Below are 24611 nucleotides of genomic sequence, written 5' to 3' on the forward strand. Positions count from 1 at the left end.
CACAAATTAAATTAAAACGGAAAAAACAGAGTAATGGTGATGCCTTTATCTACATTGTTTTCAACTGATATTTTCCAGTTATGCTGCTGAACGATTTTTTTTACATAAAATAATCCCAGCCCAAACCCGTTGATTTCTTCACTATTATTGGTAGGAACTCTGTAAAATTTATCAAAAATATGATTAATGTTTTTAGCAGGAATGCCCATTCCGTTGTCTTTAAACTTTAAATATAAGCCTTTTGAATCTTTCACCGAAGAAATAAGAATTTCAGGTTTTGTTTCGCAGTATTTGATTGAGTTGTCTAAAAGGTTGTAAACGATATTGGTAAAGTGAAATTCATCTGCTAAAATTGAAATATCATTTTCAATATTTATCTGAATGGAAATATTTTCATTTTTCTGTTTAATAGTTTCTGCAATCTCCTCAATAAACGGTTGCAAAATAATTTTTTGAGGTTTTAATGATAATCCTGAAGCATCGTTTTTCGCAATATTCAGTATTTTTTCAATATGATTATTCAGTTTATAACTTTGATTAATGATAATTGATGTGTATGTTTTCAACTTAGAATTTTCTTGCACGACTTCTTGTTTGTTGAGCGCCTCCGAAGCTAATAATATTGATGATAACGGAGTTTTAAACTCATGCGTCATATTGTTGATAAAATCACGCTGCAATTCTGAGAATTTCTTCTGTTGAATAATTGTATAAATTGAATAAACATAAACGAGAAGAATAATAATCAGTGCAAAAGTCAAAAGATACCAAAAACGCAAAGAGCTGATGAGGTAAGTGGTTTTGTCGGGGAAACGTATCGAAAAATAATAAGTAAGATTTTTATGTTTCGGAAACTGAATTACCTTTTCATTGGGCTCTTCCTGATGGCTCGTCATATATTTCCCATAAATCATTTGATCGCTGTGGCAATTATATAAAGCGTAAACATAATCTGTATTAATTTGAAATCTCGTAAATTCTGTTTTCAGATAATGCTCAAGAACTGCGGGATGAAATTCATTATTGATATTCACAACGTAATAATCATTCGCAATAATCTGAACGGGATTTTCGGTAAAAGAGGATTTTCCTTCAGACATTTTGTCGACAACCTCCATTAAAGCGATGTTTACTTTCTGATTAAATTTTCTGTCCTCAAGATTATACGCTTGTTTGGTCCACAACAGTTGGGCAATCAAAATTCCGATGATAGCAACCAATCCGAGGGTGATAATAATATTGAGTTTTTTAATTTCCATTTCCAGAAGCAATATTATCCAAAAATATCTATAATTTTTTTATCATTAACAACTCGTTAACAAATGTTTGATAACAGTTAACAACTTACAATCGTTTTCCGCTCTACATTTGTTAAAACAAAAAATAATTATTATTTGATTTCATAATTACTAAAAATTTATACACATGAAAAATTTAAAAATTACAGCGCTTCTTGCGGTTTTGGCATTCTCTCCGTTTTATGCAAATGTATTTCCGGTAACTCCGGCTTCAATTGTTAAAAAAGTAGCAGAAGCTGCAAAATGGAAAGCAGAAATTATCGATGTAGGAAATATTCCTCAAGGGAAACCAAAAATCATCAGATTTGAGTTTACCAATACTTCATCACAGCCAATTATGATTGATAAAGTTGCGCCATCATGCGGATGTACAACAGCTGATTACACAAAAACTAAAATTTTACCTGGAAAAACAGGATTTGTGGAAGCAAGCTACAATGCTGCAGCGGAAGGTCCATTTACAAAATCAGTTACGGTTAATCTGAGTGACAGTCAAAACCCGAAAATACTTTCTTTTAAAGGAACTGTTGTTAAGTAATTAATTTAATCTTGTTCAATATAAAAAACAGCCTGTCAATTATTTGACAGGCTGTTTTTGTTTTTTGGAAAATCGTAAAGGTGCAAATTAAATCCAAAATATTATTTCTAAGGCGCAAGGATTTTTTTCTACAAAAAAAATAAAAGTTTATTGAAAATCTTTGATTTTTCTGCGCCTTATAACAATATGAAGAGCAAAATATTTGCGTCTTTGTGATTCTTCAACAATCTATTGTTTTAAAAAGAGCTATTTGTAGCATCATTTATCAATCTATTTTAAGGGATTACATCCTAATATTTATTATTTTTAAGAAAAAATAAAACATATGAATCTTTATACACAACCGATGTTGCGTGAAGACGCTCTAAAAGATAAAGTTGCTATTGTTACAGGAGGCGGAAGCGGTCTTGGAAAAGCAATGACCAAATATTTCCTGCAATTAGGAGCAAAAGTGGTGATTACTTCCAGAAATTTAGAAAAACTTCAGGTTACTGCGAAGGAATTGGAAGATGAAACGGGTGGAAAAGTTCTTTGTGTTGCCTGTGATGTAAGAAATTGGGACGAGGTGGAAGCCATGAAAGAAGCAACTTTAAAAGAATTCGGAAAAATTGATATTCTTTTGAATAATGCTGCCGGAAATTTTATTTCACCTACAGAAAGATTAACGCACTCTGCATTCGATTCTATTTTAGATATTGTTTTAAAAGGAACAAAAAATTGTACACTTTCTATCGGAAAACACTGGATTGATTCAAAAACTCCGGGAACAGTTTTAAATATTGTAACGACTTATGCTTGGACGGGTTCGGCTTACGTTGTTCCATCAGCTTGTGCAAAAGCGGGAGTTTTAGCAATGACAAGAAGTTTAGCAGTTGAGTGGGCAAAATATGGCATCCGCTTTAATGCGATTGCTCCTGGACCGTTTCCTACAAAAGGAGCTTGGGACAGATTGCTTCCGGGAGATCTGCAGGAAAAATTTGATATGAGAAAAAAAGTTCCGTTGAGAAGAGTAGGAGAACATCAGGAATTAGCAAATCTTGCTGCGTATCTGGTTTCAGATTATTCAGCTTATATGAATGGAGAAGTCGTTACAATCGATGGGGGAGAATGGCTTCAAGGTGCAGGTGAATTTAATATGCTGGAAGATATTCCACAGGAAATGTGGGATGCTTTGGAGGCAATGATCAAGGCGAAAAAATCCAATTAGTTATAATTATGAATGATGAATTTTTAGTTTCTGGTGATTTAATTTTGCTAATAACTAAAAAACATCATCAATAAAGCTTCTCTATGAAACATAAGTTTTATTTTTGTTCTTTAATTTAAATAAGAACCCTAATGAATTTCAGATTTTCAACTTTATTACTATTTGTTTTTGCATGGAGCTTTTCTCAGAATTTAAAAGTAATGTCTTTCAACATCAGACTCAATGTAGAATCTGATAAAGAAAACTCATGGACGAACAGGAAACAGGATGCGGTAGATTTATTAAGCTATTACCATCCGGATTATTTCGGCGTTCAGGAAGCACTTCCCGAACAGATGAAAGATATAAAAAATGGTTTAAAAAACTATGATTATGTAGGCGTAGGTAGAGATGATGGCAAAGAAAAAGGAGAATTTTCTGCTATATTTTATGATACCGAAAGATTACAAATAGTAAAATCAGGAACATTCTGGCTTTCAGAAACTCCGGAAACTCCGTCGAAAGGTTGGGACGCTGCTTACAACAGAGTTTGCACGTATGCCGTTTTTAAAGATAAAAAATCGAAGAAAGAATTTTTGGCAATGAATCTTCATTTCGATCATATCGGAAATGTAGCGAGAGTAAAATCTGCAGATTTGATTTTAAAGAAAATTAAAGAAATCAATCCTAAAAATTTACCTTTAACATTAAGCGGAGATTTTAACTTGACAGATGATACAGAACCGATTAAAATAATTTCTCAAAATCTGAAAGACAGTTTCTACAATTCTGAATCAAAACCTTACGGACCAAAAGGAACTTTTACAGCATTCAACGTAACCGAAGTTCCGCAGGAAAGAATCGATTATATTTTTGTAAAAGGTTTTAAGATAAAATCTCACAGACATATTAACGACAGAAGAGAAAATCTGCTGTATCCGTCGGATCATTTCCCGGTTTTGACAGAGCTGCAGTTTTAAAAAAATATTTAATTAAAGATAGAAAATAAGCTTTGTTCAGTAGAATGAAGCTTATTTTTTCTTATTTCTAAGTCCCGCATCGTTGTCGGATTTCCTCGACTTTCTAATAAATTTTGATTAAGTAAAACGTGAATTCTATACCAAAGATAATGGTCGCCAACTGTAGATTCCTGCTTTTCCATGGTGGCACCGATTACCCTTGCCGCGACTTGATATTCTGAAGAACAATTTGCAAGAAGCGCCTGATCATAATAATCTTCTTCTACAGAAATCACTTGTCCATTCCTGAAAATTCTGGTTAATTTTTGATCATTTTTCAATCTTTCCCATTCTTGAGCGTAGAAAAATTTACGATCGTGTTCTATCTTTTTTATATGATTAAAAATTCCATCCATATGCTTTGGATTTCGGGTTGCCAAAGAATTGCTATTGTAAACATCTTTAGGATTTACCGGCCAATCATCAAGATTTATCTCATACAAATCTCTAGTCTTTAAAAGTGCGCAATAACGGTAAAGCATTATTTTCTCATTCGTATCACTTCCGTGCCAAATAATAAGTGGCTTTTCTGGAGGGAAATCAATTTTAAATTCATTAAAAAAATCAGAAGATTGCGTATAGCTTTCCTTAGATTCATTATTTGAATTCGAAATGTTTTCAATCGCTTTCCAGTAAGAAGAGTAGGTTTCATAGTCTGATGGAGAGGTGAAATCATTTAACGGACCTACTGATAAATCATCATGAATACAGTGAATTTTTATTTCATCATCAGGATAATTTGTTTCAAAATAATGCTTCAGACTACCTTTTGCCGAAATTCCGCTCACTAAATGAATGGCTTTTTTAAAATCAATCATCGCTGTATTTTTTTAGTTATTTAATGAAACAATTTTCATGCTGAGAAATAAATGTTTTTTTTGTCAAATTCAGCTTTCAGGAAACTCAATTTCAAAGCCAATTCCTCTCAGAGATTGGATTTTTATTTCAGCATCATGCTGAAAATATTTGCGCAGTCGACTGATAAAAACATCAAGGCTTCTTCCTGTAAAATAATCGTTAGTCTCCCAGAGATTATCGAGTATATCGTCTCGCTTGATGGTTTTATGATTGAATTTTAAAAGATAAAGTAAAAGATCTTTTTCGCGAATTGTCAATCTTATTTTCTCTTTGGGATGAGAAAGCAAAAGCTTTTCTGTATCTAAAATATAGCTTCCGATTTTGTATTGAGTGATCGTTTCTGAAGATAAAGTTCTTTTCAGAATATTTTTAATTCTTAAAATTAATTCTTCCGGATCACAAGGTTTTGAGATGTAATCATCTGCTCCGATTTTCAATCCTGTTAAGCGGTCTATTTTCTGATTTTTGGCCGTTAAAAATAAAAGTGGGAAATCGGGTTTGGCTTTTAAGATCATTTTTGCCAAAGAAAATCCGTCGAGATTAGGCATCATAATATCTAAGATCCCGATATGAAAATGGAGATCTGACTGTAAAATCGGTAAAATATCTTCCGGATCCTGAAACCATGAAACTTCAAAATCTTCAAGCTCGAGATATTGTTTCAGGATCATTCCAAAATCTGAATCGTCTTCTGCCAGTAAAATCTTAATCTTCATAAGGAATTGAAATTTTAAAAGTTGTTCCTACATTCACTTCGCTTGTAATCTCAGTTTTCCCATTATATTTCTCAACAATTTTTTTAACGAAAAACAATCCCAAACCCAAACCTTTACTGTTGTGAATATTATTGGATTGTATTCTGTAAAATTTCTCAAAAATATTTTTCAGTTCGCTTTGTTCCATTCCGTTTCCGTTGTCTGCAACAATGATTTCAAGCTTATTCTGAATAGTTTTCACATCGATTTTAATTTCTGAAGCACCATATTTTACACTGTTTTCACAAAGATTTTTGATCACGGTTTCCATCAGTTTTTTGTCAAACGGAAGTTCTTTTGAAACAGAATTATTAAGCTTAAAATCAGTATTCTTGTAAGTGAAAGCTAAATCCTGAATAAAAAAATCCCAGTTTTCAGGCTTTGTTGCTGATCTTTCTTCAGTAAGATATTCAGGATGAAGTTGATGCATCAAGTCTTCCAACCTTGAGATTTGTCTGTCGATCAATGGGAAAATTTCGGTGTTGTATTCTTTTTTTAATGTTTTTGAGGCAATTTTAAGTGTTGCAATGGGTGTTTTAAATTCATGAGAGATATTGTCTACAACAGTATGCAAAACCTCAACCTGTTTTTGTTGCCGGATTAAATTTTTAATGGTGAAAATATATAAAATCAAAACACTCAGTAAAATAGCGATACAGCATAAAGTAAGTAGTGTAAGGTTTTGAAAAACAACAGTATTGATATTTAAAATTTCAAAATCTGTCTGGCTTCTTACAAAAAAAGAGTCGTCTTTCTCAAGTTGATCGCTTTTATCCGATCTCGAAGTGGAGGAGGTTTCCCATTTTCCAGTATTAGAAATTCCGGCTTTTGTAATCTTGTTTCGCGTTTCGTATAAAGTGACTGGTTTATCGATCAGGTTTATATTTTTCGGAACATAAACAATTGATAAAAACTGAGTTCTTACAGCCACTTTATAGCCTTCTTTCTTAAACTTATGGTCAATATAATCACTTAATTTATCTTGTGTGATTTTTTTGTTTTTTTCAAAATAGTTTAAAAACTCTTTTTTGCTGATTTTTTTATTGTTGAATTCGGCAAAGATTTTCCTTTGACCTTCGTCACCCAAATTACTTGCACCGCCAAGATTTTCCAGATTATCAATGTAATCATCAATTCTGTTATGAACATCGCTGTAGACTTCCCGCTTTTTTACCTGAGAAGTTTTGTACATAAAATATACCTGAATACCCAATAATAGCAGGAATAAAGCTGCAAAAAGAGAGATAAGATATTTACTTTTAGAAATCATTGAAGCAAATATATACATTTCGTGAATGCGTTTTTACCATTAACCTCGCATTAACCTTCCGTTAACTGAAATTCTCGGTGGCAATATTCAATTTTGTCACAGTAAAATATCAAACTCATTTGAATTAAACTTAAAACTAACTGAAATGTATAAATATCTTCTCTTTCTTCTCTTTCTTGTTTTTCCGGTTTTTATGTTTTCGCAATCGCAGAAAATTTCCGGTACTGTTTTTAATGCTGATAAAGAAAAACTCGATTCTGTGAAAGTGGAATTGTATAATCATGAAAATACTTTAATTAAATCTTTTTTTACCGATTCTGAAGGTAGGTTTTTGTTTGATGATCTTTCATCAACATCTTTTAAGCTAAAAATTAATAATGAAAAATACCTTTCATTTGAAAAAAATATCGAGGCTGAAAATGAGATCGAAGCTTTAAATATCATTTTAAAAAACAATCAGAAAGATATTGAAGCGGTAACGATTACGAAGAAAAAACCATTGGTGAAAAGAAAAGTAGACCGTTTGGAATTTAATGTAGAAAACAGCAATATTTCTTCACTCAACGCTTGGGAAATTCTTAAAAAAACACCTCAGGTTACCATTAATAATGATGTTTTGGCAGTGAAAGGCGGAACGTCGGTTTTGATAACCATTAATGATAAAAAAGTAATGATGACTGGCGAAGAGCTCAAAAATTTTCTTGAAAACACACAAGGCGATGACGTGAAATCTGTAGAAGTTATTACCAATCCGCCTGCAAAATATGAAGCGCAGGGTGGCGCTGTTCTGAATATTGTGATGAAGAAAAATAAAATTGAAGGCTATCGTGGAATTCTTTCTTCAAAATATATTCAAACCCAATACGCAAAAGGGGTTGCCGGTCTTTCGCAATATTACAAAAAAGATAAACTTTCGGTAATGGGAAGCTATTTTCGAGGAGGAGGAACGTATTATCGTGAAGGTACAGATTATGTAAACTATCCTGAAGATGGCACAACCTGGATTAGTACAATGAACCGGAAAGATCAAAATAAAAACCAGAATACAGTAAACTTTAACGTTGAATATGAAATCGACAGTCTTACAACAGCGAGTCTGAATTATTCCGGATTTTTTGCCCCAAAATCTTACGGAACTTACTTTGTGCCAACTTTGATTTATAATACCCAGAATGTTGCGGAATCTAATTATACAACGATTAACGATCATCATTCCAGAACAATTAATAATTCATTAAGTTTTCAAATTGATAGAAAACTAAATAAAAAAAGCAGTCTTTCGTGGATTAATTATTTTACGGCAAATAATTCAAATGCATATCAAAATGTTTTGACCTACTTGAATTTTAAAGATGAGCAACCGCGAGAAACGAATTTTATGACCAATAATAAAAGCAATGTTCAGCTATATTCTACGCAACTTGATTACCAATGGAAAAACGATAAATTGGAATTGGAATCGGGTGCAAAATACAGCTTTGTAAAAACAAATAGCTTGCTTGATTTTTCAGATAACGAAAATGGTGAATTTCAATACAGACCGGAAAAAAGTAGCCTTTTTGACTATAAAGAACACAACTTTGGAATTTATACATCAATGGCTTATAATCTCGGAAAATGGAATTTCAAAGGCGGACTTCGTGCAGAAATGACCGATTTGGAAGGCGTGGTTTCTGAACCTTATGAAGTAAATAAAAATAATTATTGGAGCTTTTTCCCGACATTTTTTGCACAATATACCACGGAAAATAAACATGAATTTGGATTTTCGTATGGTAAAAGAATCAGCAGACCTTTTTATTCATGGTTAAATCCTGCAAAATCTTATTATAATTTATTCTCTTATTATCAGGGAGATCCCAAGTTGAAAGCAACCATTATTCACAATTTAAATCTTACCTATTCATTCAAAAACTGGAATTTAGATTTCTACTACCGAAAAGAAATTTTCCCATCAATGGAAATTTCTTACCAACAGCATGAAAACAATAATCTGATTTACTATTTTACTAATATTGAAAAAGGTGAAGCTTATGGGGTGAATCTTTACAAAAGCTTTGAAATAAAACCTTGGTGGAGTTTAATTATTTCTGAAAACCTGGAGCACAACGAAAATTATTTTAAAGGAATAGACGGAGCTTTAAATAAAAACAAAGTCTGGAACTGGGTTTCAAATGTTTCAACAAGTTTTACTTTAGACAAAAATTCAGACTGGAAGATGGAAGCCGGACACAAATATTATTCGCCGTCAATTCAAGGGACATTCAAAATTTCCAGTCAATGGTCGGCTTATTTTGTAATGAACAGAAAGTTTTTCAATAAAAAATTAGAAGCTGCATTTATTTTTAATGATATTTTCAGATCGACACAGCAAAAAATAAGCACCAAATATGGCAATCAGGATAATTACTTTTTAGATTATCAGGATACACAAGGTTTTACTTTTTCTCTAAAATATAATTTTGGAAATCAGTCGGTTAAAAATTCAAAAACAATCAAAAAAGCCGATGAACAGGAAAGATTGTAGATTTATTTGATTAATCTGTTCAATTAAAAATTTTTAACAGAAAAAAGTGTTGTACAGCAGGGAAATTTCTTTAATTAATGATAGATTTGCAGCAATTATGTAATTCGTTAATAGCAAATAATAAAATTATCAAATGAAAAAACAGACCATTGCATTATTTTGTATCGCAATATTTAGTATTTCGTGCGCTCAGAAAAATGATAAACAAGGCGATAGCAAATATACTGATGACCAAAAAGCGTCATATTATATAGGGTTAAATATTGCCCAAAATATGAAACAAGAAGGTTTTAAGGTAGATGCAGATCTTTTGGCGCAGGCTATAAAAGAAGAAATGAACGGGACAAAGAAGCTGATGCCAGCTGAAGAAATGAACGCTTTTATGCAGGATTTTATGCAGAAGCAAAATGAAAAAAAGCAATCCACTGCGTTAGCACAGGCAGGTGAAAATAAGAAAAAAGGTCTGGATTTTCTTGCAAAAAATAAAAGCAACCCAAAAGTAAAGACTACAACTTCAGGTTTACAGTATGAGGTTTTGCAGGAAGGTGATGGTAAAACAAAACCAAAAGCATCAGACGTTGTACAGGTGAAATATACCGGAAAACTTTTAGATGGAACTGTTTTCGACTCTACCGATAAAAATGGTGGTGCTGCAATGGATATTAATCTGGGTAGCGTAATCAAAGGTTGGACAGAAGGTATTCAATTGATGAGCAAAGGATCTAAATACAGATTTTATATTCCTTCAGACCTTGCTTATGGAGATCGTGGAGCAGGAGCTGCAATTCCAGCAGGAGCTACAATTATCTTTGATGTAGAACTGGTAGGTATAAAATAAATTTAATCTAATTTTTCCAATAAAAAAAGAAGCTGAAAAGCTTCTTTTTTTATTGGAAAAACTCTGACTAGATCATTAGCTATGATTCTGCAAAACCATTCTTGATCGCAAAAACGGCTAAACCGACTCTTGTTTTAAGGTCAAACTTTTCACAGAGTTGATCACGATAGCTTTCTACAGTTCTTGGGCTACAACACATTTTTTCTGCAATTTCTTTATAGCTGAGTTCAGTAACAGTATAAGTAAGAAATTCTTTTTCTCGTTCAGAGATTTTCTTTTTTTTCTCATTATTCTTCTCATCACTCATGTTTGAAAAAATAATTTTTGAGGCCCAATCCGGATAAAAGAAACCGTCGCTGCTCAATTTTGTAAGGGCTATTTCCAAATCTTTTGGATGGGTATTTTTTAATAGATAACCTTTTGCTCCGTTTCTTATCATTTTGATAACACTGTTGTCATCACCCTGCATACTGAGAGCCATTACCTTAATGTTTGGATGATTCTCTTTCAGCCATAAAGCGGTTTCAAAACCATTCATAATCGGCATACTGATATCTAAGAGTATAATATCCGGGATTTTTTGTCCATTTTTAAACTTATCAATCAGGTCTTTCCCGTTTTCGGCCACATCAATGACTTCAAAATCTTCGAAGTTACCGATGATTCCTTCAAGTGCTTTGGCAATCAATAAATGGTCGTCAACAATTACAATGGTCTTTTTCATTGCTATTTTTTTAGTTTTATTTCGATCGCTGTACCTTTGTTCTCGTTGCTTTCAAGATTAAACTCAGCTCCGATGATTGCTGTTCTGTTTTTCATATTGGTAAGCCCAATTCCGTTTGAAAGAATTTTGTCGATATCAAAACCAATTCCGTCATCAGTAATATTTAATTCCCAAAGATTTTCTTCGGTAGTATTGAGCTTAATGAAAATATTTTTACATTGCGAATGTTTTATGCTGTTTTGAATAAACTCTTGTGTAATTCTTAACAAAACATTTTTATGAACAAAATCGAGATCAAGACATTTAAAATTATGCTCAAAATGAATTTTGCATTTCTTTAATACACACGCATTTTCAACTTCTTCCTGGATCAAAGTTACGATGTCTTTTTGATCGATGTTATCGTCGGTCAATGTTTTTGAAAGACTTCTTAAATCCTGCAGAGACTGATCGATAATTTGAGAAACCATATTTATTCTCTCGCTTTCTTCAATAATTTTATTTTCATAAAGCAGCTGTTGTATATAAAGGCTTGCTAAAGTAAGTTTTTGTCCAATGTTATCATGTAGTTCTCGTCCGATTTGCTGCATAGTTGCCTGCTGAATTTCGAGCTGGGTAGCTAAAAGTTCTTTTTGATGGATCTCATTTTTAAGCTGAATTTCATTAAGATACTCTACTTTTCTCTGCTTATATTTCCGAATGTAAATCATTACGGCAACTAGAAATATGACAAAAAAAATATTAAATAAAATAATGGTTAAGTATAATTCTGTTTTCCCCATATGAATGAACTTGCAAATAACAGATACATTATAATTCCCGACAAAAGAAAATAGCTATAATAGAGGCTCCAAATATCCATATGCTCCAAAAGTTGGAAATAAAATGTCCAAAACGGGAGCGTACCTATATAGAATAAAGTTACGCCAAGATTTATATAAAACATTCTGTTTTTGGTGAAATTAAGAATATTCTCCGAATTTACTTGCTTATAATATTCCATAATAACCAAAAACATTAAAAGCAGACTTCCAAATGTATAGTTGAAAGAAAAAACATGCTTGTTTTTTACAAAATAAAGCTCATTTGGGATGAATGCTAAAAGAAATAAAGCAGAAAAAATAAAAAAAAGGTTTTTATTTTTTAGTGATCGATATGCATAAAGCCAGTAAAAAAATATAAATTCTATTGGGATGACGAAGTAATTGAAAAATAAATTTTTTGGGTAAGAAATATAGTTTTCAGCAAATTTCCCGAATATTTCACAACAGAAAATAAAAATAAGGAATATTGAAAAGTATCGATAGTGACTTCCTTTAATTCTTTTAAAGAAAACAATTGATGCAATTGCAGCAAGACCTTCTGCGAAGATCATGCAACTCTGTAAAAAAAATTGAAAGTCACTCATGGGGTTGATTAATAAGACTCTACTATTGAAGTATTTGGAGGTATTAGAGTTCCATGATTTTCGGCTAGTGCAATTCCGGTAACGCTAAGTGCTTTTCCTTCTTCTTGAAAAGGATTGAAATCATAGTGTAAGCCTTCTTTTTCTTTTGTAGGGATCATCACCAACGTATGTCTTTTAGCATAGTTGGAAGGAATAGGTTGTGCCGGATCTTCAGGGTATGCTGCATAATAAAATCGGATTCCCAAATCATTACTTTGTACATTAGGATCGACTATTTGAGCCTGAGCTTCTATTTCTGCAATAAAATTTTTTAGCGCTGGCAAATCAAACCATACTGAATGTGCATCGTCTATCTTTATGTTTTGATTAATACAATTTAGTTGATTGTTTCGGTAATTGTCTACCAAATCTTGAATAAGATCCACAGCAAGTGTATTTGGATTGTTTAAGTTGGTGTTGGCCATTTTCTTAGGTTTTATGGGTGTTTTTACAAATTTGCAAAAAAAACTCCTTACAACCCTCCGTTTTTTTACTGTAAATCCTGTCTTTGCAGTTTATTTTTTAATTAAAAAAAATAAGTACCACAGAATGAGATCCGTGGTACTTATTAAAAAATAATATATATGAAAAAAAACTACTTATTTTTCAGCAGGTCTGAAAACCAAACCTGTTTCTTCGAAATAATCAAGCGTAATTCTGTCACCGTCATTCACCGTTCCTGCAAGAATCTCTCTTGATAATTTATTGAGAACTTCCTGCTGAATCACTCTTTTCAAAGGTCTAGCTCCAAAAACAGGATCATAACCTTTGTTAGTCAAATAATTCAAAGCATCTTGTGTTGCAGTCATAATAATATTTCTTTTTGCAAGCATATCATTAAATCCTCTCAACTGATACTGAACGATTTTTCCAATTTCTTTTTTTCTTAAAGGTTGGAACAATACGGTCTCATCAATTCTGTTCAAAAATTCCGGACGAAGCGTTTGTTTCAATAAATCAAAAACTTCAATTTTCGTTTTAGCTACAATTTCGTCTTGGTTTTCTTCCGTGATATTTTCAAAATTCTCCTGAATAATATGCGAACCTAAATTCGAAGTCATAATAATAATAGAGTTTTTGAAATTCACGACTCTACCTTTATTATCGGTCAATCGTCCATCATCCAAAACTTGAAGTAAAGTATTGAAAACATCAGGATGTGCTTTTTCAATTTCATCTAAAAGCACGACTGAATAAGGTCTTCTTCGCACAGCTTCTGTCAACTGACCGCCTTCATCGTAACCAACATACCCAGGAGGCGCTCCAACCAATCTCGAAACTGAATGACGCTCTTGATATTCACTCATATCGATTCTCGTCATATTGTTCTCGTCATCGAATAAAAATTCAGCCAAAGCTTTTGCCAGCTCAGTTTTACCAACACCGGTTGTTCCTAAAAACAAGAAACTTCCGATTGGTTTTTTCTCGTCACTTAAGCCTGCTCTGTTTCTTCGGATGGCGTCTGCAACTGCTGTAATCGCTTCTTCCTGACCGACCACTCTGTGATGAAGTTCAGTTTCAAGATGTAATAACTTTTCTCTTTCGGATTGAAGCAATTTGGTAACAGGAATTCCTGTCCATTTTCCAATCACTTCTGAGATATTATCAGCCGTAACTTCTTCTTTAATTAATTCATTCTGATGGTTTTGCATCTCCAATTCAAGTTTCTGCAAAGCATCTTCCTTCTCCTTAATTTTCCCGTACTGTATTTCAGCAACTTTTGCGTAATCTCCAGCTCTTGAAGCTCTTTCCGCTTCGTGTTTCAGAGATTCTATATCTTTTTTAATCTGTGTTAAATCCTCAGATTTTTGTTTTTCTTTCAGCCATTTAGCATTAATTTCGTTTCTCTGCTCAGAGATTTTCGAGATGTCTTCTTTTAAATGGTCAATTTTCGTTTGATTGCCTTCTCTTGAAATGGCAGCCAATTCAATTTCCATCTGCATCAATTTTCTGTCTAAAACATCCAATTCTTCAGGTTTTGAATTGATTTCCATTCTCAACTTTGCTGAAGCTTCATCAATCAAATCGATTGCTTTATCCGGTAAAAAACGGTCCGAAATATATCTTTGAGACATTTCCACCGCCGCAATAATCGCCTCATCTTTGATTCTTACTTTATGATGTGCTTCATATTTATCTTTAATTCCACGAAGAATAGAGATTGCAGATTCTGTATCTGGTTCTTCCACCATCACTTTCTGGAAACGTCTTTCTAATGCTTTATCTTTTTCAAAATACTTTTGATATTCATTTAAAGTGGTTGCACCGATCGCTCTTAATTCTCCTCTTGCCAAAGCAGGTTTCAGAATATTGGCTGCATCCATCGCTCCTTCACCACCGCCGGCTCCCACCAAAGTATGGATCTCGTCGATGAAAAGAATGATTTGTCCGTCAGATTTTATTACTTCATTTACAACGGATTTTAATCTTTCTTCAAATTCTCCTTTATATTTTGCACCGGCAATCAATGCTCCCATATCCAATGAATACAAAGTTTTATCCATCAGGTTTTCAGGAATATCTCCACTGATAATTCTATGTGCAATGCCTTCTGCGATTGCTGTTTTACCAACTCCGGGTTCACCAATCAGAATAGGGTTGTTTTTTGTTCTTCTCGAAAGAATCTGTAAAACTCTCCTGATTTCTTCATCACGCCCGATTACAGGATCTAATTTTCCTTCTGCTGCTAATTCGTTGAAGTTTTTTGCATATTTTTTTAAGGATTGATACGTCTCTTCTGAGCTTGCAGATGTTGCAGTACTTCCTTTTCTTAATTCTTTAATTCCGCCTTCCAAAAGACTTTTGGTCACGCCCATATCTTTCAGCATTTTCGAAACTTCTGAACTGGTTTCTAAAAGGGAAAGCCATAAATGTTCAATCGTTACAAATTCATCACCCATCTTTTTAGCAATGTTCGGAGCGTCAAGCAAAACTTTGTTTGCGGATTGTGAAAGATAAATATTTCCTCCTTGTACTTTTGGAAGTTTTTCTAAATTTTCACGGTTGCGCTCTCTTACCAAATTAGCATCTGCTTCAGATTTTTTTAATAAGAAAGGCGATATATTTTCATCAACCTGAAAAATTCCTTCCAATAAATGTTGAGGTTCTATGCTTTGGTTACCAAATTCCATGGCTACTTGTTGAGCAGCTTGGATGGCTTCCTGAGATTTTACGGTATATTGATTTAAGTTCATATTTTATGTATTTTTTGGTTTTTATTATTTTGCTGTATTTACAGATTTTAGACATCAGATTTCAGACCATAAAGACTTGAATAAATATTATTTTTTTAAATCTAATCTAAAGTCTGATGTCCTTCAATCTGATTCAATCATTTAATTCGAAAAGTATATCTCAAAAACTGTTCAATTATTAAATTTTCAAAAATAACGGACAAAATTTCCGAAATATTCATTTTTAAGTCTGTTTTGAGAAGACAAAATTTCCGATTTCAAAGGATCAACTGAAAGTTAGGGAAATATATTTCAACAAAAAGTGGAAAATAGAGTGTTTTAAAATTTAGTAAGATTGTATTAAATGATTACATGAAAATCAGAATATTAAAATCAGAATAATTACTTTTGCACTCAACCTATGGAGTTAAAAGAAAAACAGATCAAAATACTCGAAGTCGCAGTAGAACTTTTCAAAGAGAAAGGGTATATGGGCAGCTCGGTAAGGGATCTTGCCACGAAACTAAATATAAAAGCGGCATCATTATATGCACACATCCGTTCTAAAGAAGAGATTCTTGAGTGGATTTGCTTTGGGGTTGCGCATGAGTTTTTTGAAGAGCTTCAGGAAGTAAAAAATACACAAGTCTCTCCGAAGGAAAAGCTTAATTTATTTTTAGATAAACATTTGTCGGTTGTTCTTAAAAACCGCGACGTTACACATATTTACTCTAATGAATGGAAGCATTTGGAAGAAAGATTGCCTGAATTTATTGAATTAAGAAAAAATTACCAGCAAGAAGTAGAAGAACTAATTTCTGAAATTTATCAGGCTGAAAACTGGGAACTAAAATCTTCTGCTTTTACTACAAGATTTATTCTTCATACCCTGAATAATTCTTATTTCTGGTTTAAAAGAAATATAGAATCAACGTCTGAAATTACCGATGAAATAAGGGATAAACTGCTTTTTGGTCTCTTGGGACATCAAAAATAATTTAAAAATCAGCAAGAATTTTTAAACTTGTCAATCTTATCATTCATCAATGTTTTTGAATTTTCGTTCCATTACTTTTGTCTTATCTAAAAATCAAAAATATGGAATTAGGAATAGGAATGTTTGGCGACTTGGCTTTTGACCAAACTACCGGAAAATATAGAAACGCAGGAATTAAAATCAGAGAAATTCTTGAGCAGGTAAAATTGATGGATGAGCTGGGAATTGATGTCTTTGCAATGGGAGAACATCACCGTGCAGATTACGCAGTTTCTTCTCCTGAAATCGTTTTAGCAGCAGCGGCAAGTATTACAAAAAATATAAAATTAGCGAGTGGAGTAACTGTTTTAAGTTCGTCTGAACCGGTTAAAGTCTACGAAGATTTTGCAACATTAGATTTAATTTCTGATGGAAGAGCTGAAATCTTTGTTGGTCGAGGAAGTTTCATTGAATCTTTTCCGCTTTACGGATATTCACTGAACGATTATGAAGAACTTTTTGATGAAAAATTAGAATTATTACTTAAAATAAATTCTGAAGAAAACGTTTCATGGTCTGGGAGATTGCGTGCACCAATGCAGAATCAAACTGTTTATCCGAGAGCAAAAAATAATGGAAAAATTCCAATTTGGAGAGCGGTTGGCGGAACTCCGCAATCGGTTTTAAGTGCTGCACAATTAGGAATGCCTTTAGTAGTTGCTATTATTGGAGGAATGCCAATTCAGTTTAAAAATTTAATAGAATTCTACAAACAGGAGTATCTTAAAGCAGGACATGATGAAGCTGAAATGCAGATTGCCATTCATTCACATACTTTTGTAAGTGACGAAAAGGAAGTTGTAGACGGATATTTTCACAATTATAAATCTCAGATGGATAGAATCGGCTCGTCCCGAGGTTGGTCTCCTTATACCAAAATGCAATATGAAGGTGGAAGAGCCAAAGACGGTGCTTTATTTATCGGAAATACTAATGAAGTTGCCGATAAAATCAATTATATGAAAGAAATTTTTGGAATCACAAGATTTATAGGTCATATGGATATTGGCGATCCTGCGAATGATGTAATGATGAAATCTATTGAGCTATTTGGTGAAAAAACGGCGCCACAAGTAAGATAAAATAAAAGCCTCCATTGAAATATTTCAACGGAGGCTTTTAAATTTAAACCCTATCAAACTTGGCTTTATATTCATTCAAAAGATCAGCAAGATTTTTAGCAGACATTCCGTAAGTATCAGGAAATGCTCCGGTTTTTCCTTTCATTTTGGAGCTTTCCAGGAGTTTTTCATCGATGGTAAAAGTGACCAATTTATTAACGAATATCAATTTAGTTTTAAAACCACTCACTGCCTGCCAAGGAATAAATGTTGTTCTGAAAAGGTTTTTCATTTCAATTCCTTTTTCATCGATTGTAAGATAAGACGAATTGGGAATTATATTGATTACAAAAATAATAAGACAGATTCCAAAAAACACAATATTTAAAACTGCAATGAGCATGTTTTTTTCTAAAAGTGATATTCCCAAGGTGATAAAGCCAATGCTGATAAGAATTAGGATGATATTTTTTATTTTTGAAGGCTTCAAGATAAGAGGTAAATTTTGCATGATAATTTTTAATGGTTCAAATGTAAATAAAAAATGAAAATCTTTGATTTTCTACTGATGTGTTCTAAAATATTTTCAAAATATTAAAACTAAAACGACTTAAGTGTCAAAAAATTAAGCAATCTCAATTAAACTTCCTCTTTCCTCGTCTTTTGTAATATTCAGCGAAACCGGAATTTTTTCTTTCAGTTCTTCAACGTGCGAAATAATCCCCACGATTCTGTTTTCTTTCTGCAGATTCATCAGTGTTTCAAAAACGATATTTACCGATTCCAGATCTTGGGTTCCGAAGCCTTCATCGATGAAAAAGAAGTTTTTCTCAGACTGCGCATGGGTTTGTACACTTTCTGCCAATGCCAAAGCAAGACTTAGAGAAACCTGAAAAGATTGTCCGCCAGATAAAGTTTTTACACTTCTGCTTCGGCCTTCATTCAGGTAATCGATGATTTCAAAATCATGATTTTCGTTCAGTTGCAAACTCAGTTGGTTTCGTGTCATTCGATGAAAACGAACATTCGCATGGTCGCATAATTGACGAAGATAAATAGATGAAATATACTGCACAAAACCAGCTCCTTTAAAGAGATTGGTCATGATTTTTAGATTTTCGCCACGTTTTTGAAGATGCGCTAAATCTTTTAAAAGATCTTCTTTTTTCTTAAATTCTTTTTCCAGTCTCTCAATTTCGGTGACAATTTTTACGACAGAATCATTGGCGATTTTTAAATCATTTTCAAAGCTTTTTAGCTGGTTTTCAAGGGTTAAAAACTCTTCCTGATCGAAAGAGAGATCTTTTAGTTTGGTTTCAAATTCAAGTATGCTGTTTTTTAAAATCTCAAAAGTAATTCTGAATTGCTGAATTTTATTTCTTGTTTCCTGAACATTAATTTCCAGTACGAGAATTTCCTGAATTTCTTCTAAAGTATTGAATTCCTGTTCTGATAAAGCTTTTTTAATCAGATTTTTATTTTCTGAAATTTCTTTTTCAAGTTCAGAGATTCGTTTTTCCAGCTGATTGGCGATTGTTTTTTGTTCAGCTAATTTTGGCGAAATTTCTTCTTTTTCCTTATTTAATTTTTGATAATTCTCTTCAGTTTCAAGATTCGATTGTAATAATTTATTGTAGATTTCTTCGGTTTCAGCGATTGGTTTTTTTTCGTAATCAACCCATTGTAAAAGTTTTAAATTAGCCTCATTTGTTTTGATTTGCTCTTCTTTTTTCGCTTCATCAAGTTTGAATTTTTCTAAAGCTTTATTGTAATTATCAAGATTTTCTCGCTCTTTCTCCAGGTTTTTTTGTTCCAGACCGATTTGCTGATTGAGTTCATCGATCTGTTTTTCAATAGTAAAAGATTGCTGTCGTTTTTCTTCAAAATCATTTTGATTTTCTGCATTAAATTCTTTCCAATTAAAGTTTTTTAAATGCTCTTCAATGTTGATTTGAATCTGCTTTAAACTCTCTTCTTCCGATTTTAATTGTTCTTCGAAAATCTTTTTGCGGTCAAGAATTTTTTCTATTTCTAAAGATTGTTTTTGAATCTGATCTTTTTGAATTTCAATTTGCTCAATCTTTTTCTGAATTTCGTTTAATTCAGAATTCACATCATCAAATTCTACAATATTCGGATGTTCTAAAGCACCACAAAGTGGACACGATTCTCCGTCGTGTAATTCGGTGGCAAAATGAGACAGTTTTTGCTGAACTTCCAATTGATTTCGTTTGTCAGAAAGTACTTTTTTCTGATTTTCTAAATTTTCAGTCTGAATTTTAAAATCATTTCTAAAAGTTTCAGGATTGATGTTGAAAGGTTTTAACTCCTCAGAGATTCTGGTAATTTCAGCTTTTTTAGTATTGGTCTTTTCAAATTGTATTTGATTGGTTTCAACTAATTTTTTCTTTTCAGAAAACCAGTTTCCGACATGTAATAATAAACTGGAATCTAATTTTTTAGGTTTTAAAAGTTCTGCATTTTTAGAAAATTCTACAATTTTTTGCTGAATTAATTTTTGATTCTCTTCAACTTCTTTTACTTTTTCCGAACCTTTTTTTGTTCGTTCTTTTAAGGTCTCAATTTCTCCGGAAAATCTCTGCATTTGTAAGATCAAACCCAAATCATTTTCTTGAATTTTAGACTGATTTAATGCTTCATATTGAGGTTGAATTGCCGAAAGTTTAATTTTTATATCTTCAAACCGAATTTCAGTTTCCTGTACAATTTTAAGTTGGTCTTCTTTATGTTCCTGTTGATCTGAAATTTCTTTTGCAAGCTTATTTCTTTCGGAAATCAATGGCGTGAAGATTCTGAAAATTTTGTCGAATAATTCAGTTTTTGCTTCTAAAATATCGATTTCAGTTTTCTGTTGATTCAGTTTTTCAAACTCAGTTTTTTTATGATTAAAAACTTCAAAATCTTCTTTCAGACCTTTTAGTTTTAGATACTTTTCTTCTGTTTTTTTGAATGTTTTTTGTATTTCATCAAATTTCTGTTGTTCCAGTTTTAAATATTCTTTTTGAGCTGAAATCTGCTCTTCATTCACTTCTTCAAAACCTTTTAATTGACCTTCTAATTGGTCGAGTTCAGATTTGTTTTTAGCATTTAAAGCTGATACATTATTCTGCAGATCAAAACGCTGAAGGCTGAAAATTTCCTTCATCATATTGGTCCTGTCGGTAGCGCCAAGTTCCAGAAATTCTTTGAACTGGCCTTGTGGAATGATAATAGTTCGCTTAAAATTGGCATAGCTCAAACCAATGAGTTTTTCAGCATTAGAATGTTCTAAAGGAATCCAGTTCTCATTTTTCCATTCGTAGAAAGTGACGGTCGGAGTTTTTACATCTTCAAAATTTTTAGAATTACGTTTAAACTCTCTTGTAGCACGGAATTTTTTGTTTTCAAAATTGATGAAATCAAACTCAATGTAAGATTTATTCGATTTCAAATTCATCATATTATAGGCACGCTTGTCTCTGGAATTGAGGCGCTCCGTTTCGCCGTACAAAGCAAACGAAATGGCTTCCAAAATAGAAGATTTCCCGGAACCAACCGAACCAAAAATGCCGAAAAGACCAGCTTGCGTAAGGTTTTCAAAATCGATCTTCTGACGTTCCTGATAAGAATAAAGACCTTCTAAAGTCAATTGAATTGGAATCATAATAATAAATTAAGAACTAAAAAAGATTGTAATTTGAACCGTTAAGTACATTTAAGAAGTTGAGAATAATTAAGTCTTTGCAAGCAAAGTAAAGACTTGTGTCTTAAGAAATTTATTTCTCTTAAAAAACTTAACTTCTTGAATCCATCTTAATGGTTTAATAAAATTAAATTATTTATCAGAACTAACAATTTCGTTAAATAAATTAATGAGTTCTTCATTGGCTTCCTGACCGTTATTTTTAGATTTAAAATAATCATTGAATAAAGTTTGAATATCCTGGCTTAGATTGATTTCGCTTAATTGATTTTCATTAAAATTCTGATTTTTAACTTTCGGAATGAGATGTACAATTCCATTATGTGATTGATAAATAAGTTTTCTTTCTTCCGCAGTGAGGAAAGTTTCGCTTTCTAAGGTCAGCTCAACCAAAGAATTTGGGTTTTCCTGAAGCCAAGTAATGGTTGTTTCGATAGAATCAAAAGTTCTCCTGAATAGTTTTTTACCGTTTTGTAACGCTATTTTTTCAAATGAAACGTTTTTATTAGGTTCTGCTTTAATAATGGAAATATATTTGGTTTGTCCGGCTTCGCTAAAGCTGTAACACAAAGGCGAAGATGAATAAACAACAGGTTTTTCATCAGTCCCGATATTTTGAAAACTATGCAAATGTCCTAAAGCTGTATATTGAATTTGACAAGGAATAATATCTGAAAAGACAAGGTCTGCATTTCCAATTTTGATGGGTTTTTCACCTTCCGGTTCTTCCAAGATCGGAGCGTCTTTTTTGTTCATATATAAATGCGTTATCAAAAGGTTGATACCATTTTCATTACAAAATTCATCGGCAGTTTTTCTCCAGTTTTTGGCTAAAACTCTATTAAGTTCTTCTTCTTTGTTTTCCCCAAAATATTCTTTCAAACGAATTTCATTGGCATAAGGAGTATGCAAAATCCGAACAGGGAAATTTTGATTTTTAAATTCTAATTCAATAAACCCTTCGGCTGATTTTGAAATTTTAAAATGTTCAAGCTCAAAAGGATGAACTTTAGCTTTTGGGTGTCCGATTAAAATAATTCCGCATTCGCGCGCTAAAGGATCGGGCGCGTCAATCAAACTTGGCGAATCGTGATTGCCGGAAATTGCAATGACTGGACGTTTCCCGTTTAATGATAAACGTTTTAAAGTTTTATAAAAAAGTTCTGTCGCTTCTACACTCGGATTGAAATTATCAAACAAATCTCCGGCAACCAAAACTAGATCAACATTTTGTTCATCGGCAATCTGAACAATTTCGTTCATCACCAAAACCTGTTCTTCCAATCGTGAAAAACGGTCGAGACGTTTACCCAAATGCCAATCGGCGGTGTGGAGGATTTTCATAGTTTGTTATCGGCTTCTTTTGCTTTAAAATCTTCTCGAATTTGTTTTAAACGTGCTTTTCTTTCTGCTTCTGCATTTTGTATTTTACGCTTTTTCTGATCGATTGTCTTTTTATTTTTTTTCCTGTTCGCTTCGTTATTCTTGCTCATGTTTTTTTCGGAATGAGTGATTTTTATAAGTGAGAAATACCTTCATCAAAAATACTAAAGATTAAGAGTATAAACAATTTTAGTATTAAGTCTGATAAAATATTTAATTTTACTGCGTTATGGAAGAAAAATCAAAAGATCCTTTACACGGAAAACGTCTCGATGCCATTCTTGAAGAGCTGGTAGAATATTATCAGGGTTTTGGGGAATTGGGGAAACAAATCAATATCAAATGCTTTACAGATAATCCTAGCATTAATTCTTCATTGAAGTTTTTGCGAAAAACAGATTGGGCAAGAGCAAAAGTAGAGAGTTTGTATTTGTATGTTTTAAGACAGAAAAAAAGAGAAGAATCAAAAAACAGGAAGTAGTATGGTTAAGATTATTCTTTACATGGATTTCCTTAATCAATTCTTTCAAAAACAGTATATTTGTGCCGTTAATCGTGATAAAAATCACGCAAAAAAAGAAATATGACTATTGATAACAATCATGTGGTAGCTGTAAAGTACATTCTTCACACTATCGAAGAGGATGGAAGCAAAATCCTTGTAGAAGAAACAACTGCAGAAAATCCGCTTACATTTTTATACGGTATGGGAATGATGATCCCAAAATTTGAACAAAATATCCTTGGATTGAAAGCTGGTGATACTGCTGCTTTTGTAATTCAGCCTGAGGAAGCGTATGGTGAAAAACAAGAAGATGCGATTGCACAATTGCCGATCGATATGTTCGGAGAAGCGGGTATTCCTCCTGTAGGAGCTATCTTGCCTCTTTCTGATAATGATGGGAATAATTTCCAGGCTTTTGTGGTAGAAGTTACGCCAGAAGTTGTTATCGCAGACCTTAATCATCCAATGGCTGGTAAAGTTTTAGATTTCCAAGTTGAAATCGTGAATACACGTCCTGCAACGGAAGAAGAATTGTCTCACGGTCACGCTCATGGAATTGACGGGAACGAGGCTCACTAAAAATATTTACATACAATATGAAATGTCCGGTTTTTTAATCGGACATTTTTTGATTAAAACGTAAAAGTTTTTTTTAACACATTAGATACATTAGTTTAGTTTTAATACTTGAAAATATTTTAGAGCATATAAGCTGAAAATCAAAGATTTTTAAAATTTAGCGTTTTTCAATTTTATCTTTGATAAAATCTTTGCGCCTTAAAATATAATTAAAGTAAATTCTTTTGCGTCTTTGCGATTTACCAACAAATTAGTCTAAAAATTCTCCGTTCACATAAAACCAGCGGTTTTGTATCGTTTTAAATGTTGATAACTCGTGATGCATTTGTTTTTGCCCATCTTCATCAGTATAATATGCTTTGAATTCTACTTTATTCATCGAAGGGTTATTCACAATTTCCAATTTCGTCCATTCATTGATTTCTCCCCATTCCTGCAAATCTTTTGTATTGTGGAATTGCCTTTTGCCGGGAGAAGTTGTTTCCATTAAATATTTTCCATTGGGAATGGCAAATGCCGAAAATCTTGAGCGCATTAATACTTCTGCAGTTGGAGCGTATTTTTCTCCGGTATGGTAAGGTTTGCAACATTCTTCATAGGTTTTTCCGGAGCAGCAAGGACAGTTCATTCTTATATTTTTTTGACGTACAAAAGTCGCAAAAGTTTTGGAATGTAGGTTTAAAATTTAATTTTCATTTAATTCATTAAAAA

The 24611-nt window shown here is 32.6% G+C and carries 22 protein-coding genes; 9 read left to right on the forward strand and 13 right to left on the reverse strand.

Features of this window, described 5'->3' with window-relative positions; genetic code table 11:
- Positions 1-11 precede the first annotated feature (11 nt).
- Entirely contained in the window at positions 12-1259 is a 1248-nt protein-coding gene (locus tag B5X64_RS03280; RefSeq protein ID WP_079463862.1) for a sensor histidine kinase, read from the reverse strand.
- Positions 1260-1425: 166 nt separating this feature from the next.
- Here B5X64_RS03280 and B5X64_RS03285 point away from each other — a divergent pair, with 166 nt between their 5' ends.
- From B5X64_RS03285 to B5X64_RS03295, 3 genes are all read left to right on the forward strand, one after another.
- On the forward strand, positions 1426-1836 hold the full coding sequence (locus B5X64_RS03285) for a DUF1573 domain-containing protein (RefSeq protein WP_066678480.1): 411 nt from the start codon (positions 1426-1428) through the stop codon (positions 1834-1836).
- A gap of 325 nt (positions 1837-2161) precedes the next feature.
- Positions 2162-3043 (forward strand): SDR family oxidoreductase, encoded by an 882-nt coding sequence (locus tag B5X64_RS03290; RefSeq protein ID WP_066678484.1) that lies wholly within the window; start codon positions 2162-2164, stop codon positions 3041-3043.
- Between the two features lie 131 nt (positions 3044-3174).
- Positions 3175-4002, forward strand: a complete 828-nt coding sequence (locus B5X64_RS03295) for an endonuclease/exonuclease/phosphatase family protein (protein WP_079463863.1) — start codon at positions 3175-3177, stop codon at positions 4000-4002.
- 8 nt (positions 4003-4010) lie between these two features.
- Here B5X64_RS03295 and B5X64_RS03300 read toward each other — a convergent pair whose 3' ends face one another.
- The 3 genes from B5X64_RS03300 to B5X64_RS03310 all read right to left on the reverse strand — a co-directional run bounded on the left by B5X64_RS03300 (position 4011) and on the right by B5X64_RS03310 (position 6924).
- Complete coding sequence (locus B5X64_RS03300) at positions 4011-4859, reverse strand: DUF1835 domain-containing protein (protein WP_079463864.1); 849 nt, start codon at positions 4857-4859, stop codon at positions 4011-4013.
- Positions 4860-4928: 69 nt separating this feature from the next.
- Entirely contained in the window at positions 4929-5615 is a 687-nt protein-coding gene (locus B5X64_RS03305; protein ID WP_079463865.1) for a response regulator transcription factor, read from the reverse strand.
- Positions 5605-6924: a sensor histidine kinase gene (locus B5X64_RS03310; protein WP_228418713.1), complete on the reverse strand. Its 1320-nt coding sequence runs from the start codon at positions 6922-6924 to the stop codon at positions 5605-5607. The genes B5X64_RS03305 and B5X64_RS03310 overlap by 11 nt, the downstream gene beginning before the upstream one ends.
- Before the next feature lie 145 nt (positions 6925-7069).
- On the opposite strand from B5X64_RS03310, the gene B5X64_RS03315 reads away from it, so the two are divergent.
- Both B5X64_RS03315 and B5X64_RS03320 read left to right on the forward strand, forming a co-directional pair.
- A complete protein-coding gene (locus tag B5X64_RS03315; protein ID WP_079463867.1) occupies positions 7070-9451 on the forward strand; it encodes an outer membrane beta-barrel family protein in 2382 nt (793 codons plus the stop codon).
- A gap of 133 nt (positions 9452-9584) precedes the next feature.
- Complete coding sequence (locus B5X64_RS03320; RefSeq protein ID WP_079463868.1) at positions 9585-10289, forward strand: BamJ family beta-barrel-assembly machinery protein; 705 nt, start codon at positions 9585-9587, stop codon at positions 10287-10289.
- A 79-nt stretch (positions 10290-10368) separates the two neighbouring features.
- Here the strand turns inward: B5X64_RS03320 and B5X64_RS03325 are convergent, their stop codons facing one another.
- The 4 genes from B5X64_RS03325 to clpB all read right to left on the reverse strand — a co-directional run bounded on the left by B5X64_RS03325 (position 10369) and on the right by clpB (position 15654).
- Entirely contained in the window at positions 10369-11013 is a 645-nt protein-coding gene (locus B5X64_RS03325) for a response regulator transcription factor (RefSeq protein WP_079463869.1), read from the reverse strand.
- Positions 11014-11015: 2 nt separating this feature from the next.
- On the reverse strand, positions 11016-11795 hold the full coding sequence (locus B5X64_RS03330) for a sensor histidine kinase (protein ID WP_079463870.1): 780 nt from the start codon (positions 11793-11795) through the stop codon (positions 11016-11018).
- Positions 11796-12429: 634 nt separating this feature from the next.
- The gene (locus B5X64_RS03340; RefSeq protein WP_079463872.1) at positions 12430-12885 is read right to left on the reverse strand and encodes a hypothetical protein; all 456 of its coding nucleotides are present in this window, start codon (positions 12883-12885) and stop codon (positions 12430-12432) included.
- A gap of 174 nt (positions 12886-13059) precedes the next feature.
- A complete protein-coding gene (gene clpB / locus B5X64_RS03345) occupies positions 13060-15654 on the reverse strand; it encodes an ATP-dependent chaperone ClpB (protein ID WP_079463873.1) in 2595 nt (864 codons plus the stop codon).
- Positions 15655-16054: 400 nt separating this feature from the next.
- On the opposite strand from clpB, the gene B5X64_RS03350 reads away from it, so the two are divergent.
- Both B5X64_RS03350 and B5X64_RS03355 read left to right on the forward strand, forming a co-directional pair.
- Entirely contained in the window at positions 16055-16630 is a 576-nt protein-coding gene (locus B5X64_RS03350) for a TetR/AcrR family transcriptional regulator (protein WP_079463874.1), read from the forward strand.
- Between the two features lie 101 nt (positions 16631-16731).
- Positions 16732-17751: an LLM class flavin-dependent oxidoreductase gene (locus B5X64_RS03355; protein WP_079463875.1), complete on the forward strand. Its 1020-nt coding sequence runs from the start codon at positions 16732-16734 to the stop codon at positions 17749-17751.
- A 43-nt stretch (positions 17752-17794) separates the two neighbouring features.
- On the opposite strand, the gene B5X64_RS03360 is transcribed toward B5X64_RS03355, so the two are convergent.
- The 4 genes from B5X64_RS03360 to B5X64_RS22740 all read right to left on the reverse strand — a co-directional run bounded on the left by B5X64_RS03360 (position 17795) and on the right by B5X64_RS22740 (position 22926).
- Positions 17795-18241 (reverse strand): PH domain-containing protein, encoded by a 447-nt coding sequence (locus B5X64_RS03360; protein ID WP_079463876.1) that lies wholly within the window; start codon positions 18239-18241, stop codon positions 17795-17797.
- A 114-nt stretch (positions 18242-18355) separates the two neighbouring features.
- Positions 18356-21394, reverse strand: a complete 3039-nt coding sequence (locus B5X64_RS03365) for an AAA family ATPase (RefSeq protein WP_079463877.1) — start codon at positions 21392-21394, stop codon at positions 18356-18358.
- Between the two features lie 171 nt (positions 21395-21565).
- A complete protein-coding gene (locus B5X64_RS03370; protein WP_079463878.1) occupies positions 21566-22777 on the reverse strand; it encodes a metallophosphoesterase family protein in 1212 nt (403 codons plus the stop codon).
- A complete protein-coding gene (locus tag B5X64_RS22740; RefSeq protein WP_164463454.1) occupies positions 22774-22926 on the reverse strand; it encodes a hypothetical protein in 153 nt (50 codons plus the stop codon). Before B5X64_RS22740 ends, B5X64_RS03370 begins: the two co-directional genes overlap by 4 nt.
- A gap of 119 nt (positions 22927-23045) precedes the next feature.
- Here B5X64_RS22740 and B5X64_RS03375 point away from each other — a divergent pair, with 119 nt between their 5' ends.
- Complete coding sequence (locus B5X64_RS03375; protein WP_079463879.1) at positions 23046-23297, forward strand: VF530 family protein; 252 nt, start codon at positions 23046-23048, stop codon at positions 23295-23297.
- A 102-nt stretch (positions 23298-23399) separates the two neighbouring features.
- Positions 23400-23900: an FKBP-type peptidyl-prolyl cis-trans isomerase gene (locus tag B5X64_RS03380; protein ID WP_079463880.1), complete on the forward strand. Its 501-nt coding sequence runs from the start codon at positions 23400-23402 to the stop codon at positions 23898-23900.
- Positions 23901-24150: 250 nt separating this feature from the next.
- Here the strand turns inward: B5X64_RS03380 and B5X64_RS03385 are convergent, their stop codons facing one another.
- On the reverse strand, positions 24151-24528 hold the full coding sequence (locus B5X64_RS03385; RefSeq protein WP_079463881.1) for a YchJ family protein: 378 nt from the start codon (positions 24526-24528) through the stop codon (positions 24151-24153).
- Positions 24529-24611: the final 83 nt, after the last annotated feature.

This window comes from Chryseobacterium balustinum (genome assembly GCF_900168205.1).
In the GTDB taxonomy this organism is placed as follows: Bacteria; Bacteroidota; Bacteroidia; order Flavobacteriales; family Weeksellaceae; genus Chryseobacterium; species Chryseobacterium balustinum.

Bases quoted from the DNA above. Each gene is read 5' to 3' on its own strand.
- B5X64_RS03280 (WP_079463862.1), bottom strand. From the start codon at position 1,259: ATGGAAATTAAAAAACTCAATATTATTATCACCCTCGGATTGGTTGCT.
- B5X64_RS03285 (WP_066678480.1), top strand. From the start codon at position 1,426: ATGAAAAATTTAAAAATTACAGCGCTTCTTGCGGTTTTGGCATTCTCT.
- B5X64_RS03290 (WP_066678484.1), top strand. From the start codon at position 2,162: ATGAATCTTTATACACAACCGATGTTGCGTGAAGACGCTCTAAAAGAT.
- B5X64_RS03295 (WP_079463863.1), top strand. From the start codon at position 3,175: ATGAATTTCAGATTTTCAACTTTATTACTATTTGTTTTTGCATGGAGC.
- B5X64_RS03300 (WP_079463864.1), bottom strand. From the start codon at position 4,859: ATGATTGATTTTAAAAAAGCCATTCATTTAGTGAGCGGAATTTCGGCA.
- B5X64_RS03305 (WP_079463865.1), bottom strand. From the start codon at position 5,615: ATGAAGATTAAGATTTTACTGGCAGAAGACGATTCAGATTTTGGAATG.
- B5X64_RS03310 (WP_228418713.1), bottom strand. From the start codon at position 6,924: ATGATTTCTAAAAGTAAATATCTTATCTCTCTTTTTGCAGCTTTATTC.
- B5X64_RS03315 (WP_079463867.1), top strand. From the start codon at position 7,070: ATGTATAAATATCTTCTCTTTCTTCTCTTTCTTGTTTTTCCGGTTTTT.
- B5X64_RS03320 (WP_079463868.1), top strand. From the start codon at position 9,585: ATGAAAAAACAGACCATTGCATTATTTTGTATCGCAATATTTAGTATT.
- B5X64_RS03325 (WP_079463869.1), bottom strand. From the start codon at position 11,013: ATGAAAAAGACCATTGTAATTGTTGACGACCATTTATTGATTGCCAAA.
- B5X64_RS03330 (WP_079463870.1), bottom strand. From the start codon at position 11,795: ATGGGGAAAACAGAATTATACTTAACCATTATTTTATTTAATATTTTT.
- B5X64_RS03340 (WP_079463872.1), bottom strand. From the start codon at position 12,885: ATGGCCAACACCAACTTAAACAATCCAAATACACTTGCTGTGGATCTT.
- clpB (WP_079463873.1), bottom strand. From the start codon at position 15,654: ATGAACTTAAATCAATATACCGTAAAATCTCAGGAAGCCATCCAAGCT.
- B5X64_RS03350 (WP_079463874.1), top strand. From the start codon at position 16,055: ATGGAGTTAAAAGAAAAACAGATCAAAATACTCGAAGTCGCAGTAGAA.
- B5X64_RS03355 (WP_079463875.1), top strand. From the start codon at position 16,732: ATGGAATTAGGAATAGGAATGTTTGGCGACTTGGCTTTTGACCAAACT.
- B5X64_RS03360 (WP_079463876.1), bottom strand. From the start codon at position 18,241: ATGCAAAATTTACCTCTTATCTTGAAGCCTTCAAAAATAAAAAATATC.
- B5X64_RS03365 (WP_079463877.1), bottom strand. From the start codon at position 21,394: ATGATTCCAATTCAATTGACTTTAGAAGGTCTTTATTCTTATCAGGAA.
- B5X64_RS03370 (WP_079463878.1), bottom strand. From the start codon at position 22,777: ATGAAAATCCTCCACACCGCCGATTGGCATTTGGGTAAACGTCTCGAC.
- B5X64_RS22740 (WP_164463454.1), bottom strand. From the start codon at position 22,926: ATGAGCAAGAATAACGAAGCGAACAGGAAAAAAAATAAAAAGACAATC.
- B5X64_RS03375 (WP_079463879.1), top strand. From the start codon at position 23,046: ATGGAAGAAAAATCAAAAGATCCTTTACACGGAAAACGTCTCGATGCC.
- B5X64_RS03380 (WP_079463880.1), top strand. From the start codon at position 23,400: ATGACTATTGATAACAATCATGTGGTAGCTGTAAAGTACATTCTTCAC.
- B5X64_RS03385 (WP_079463881.1), bottom strand. From the start codon at position 24,528: ATGAACTGTCCTTGCTGCTCCGGAAAAACCTATGAAGAATGTTGCAAA.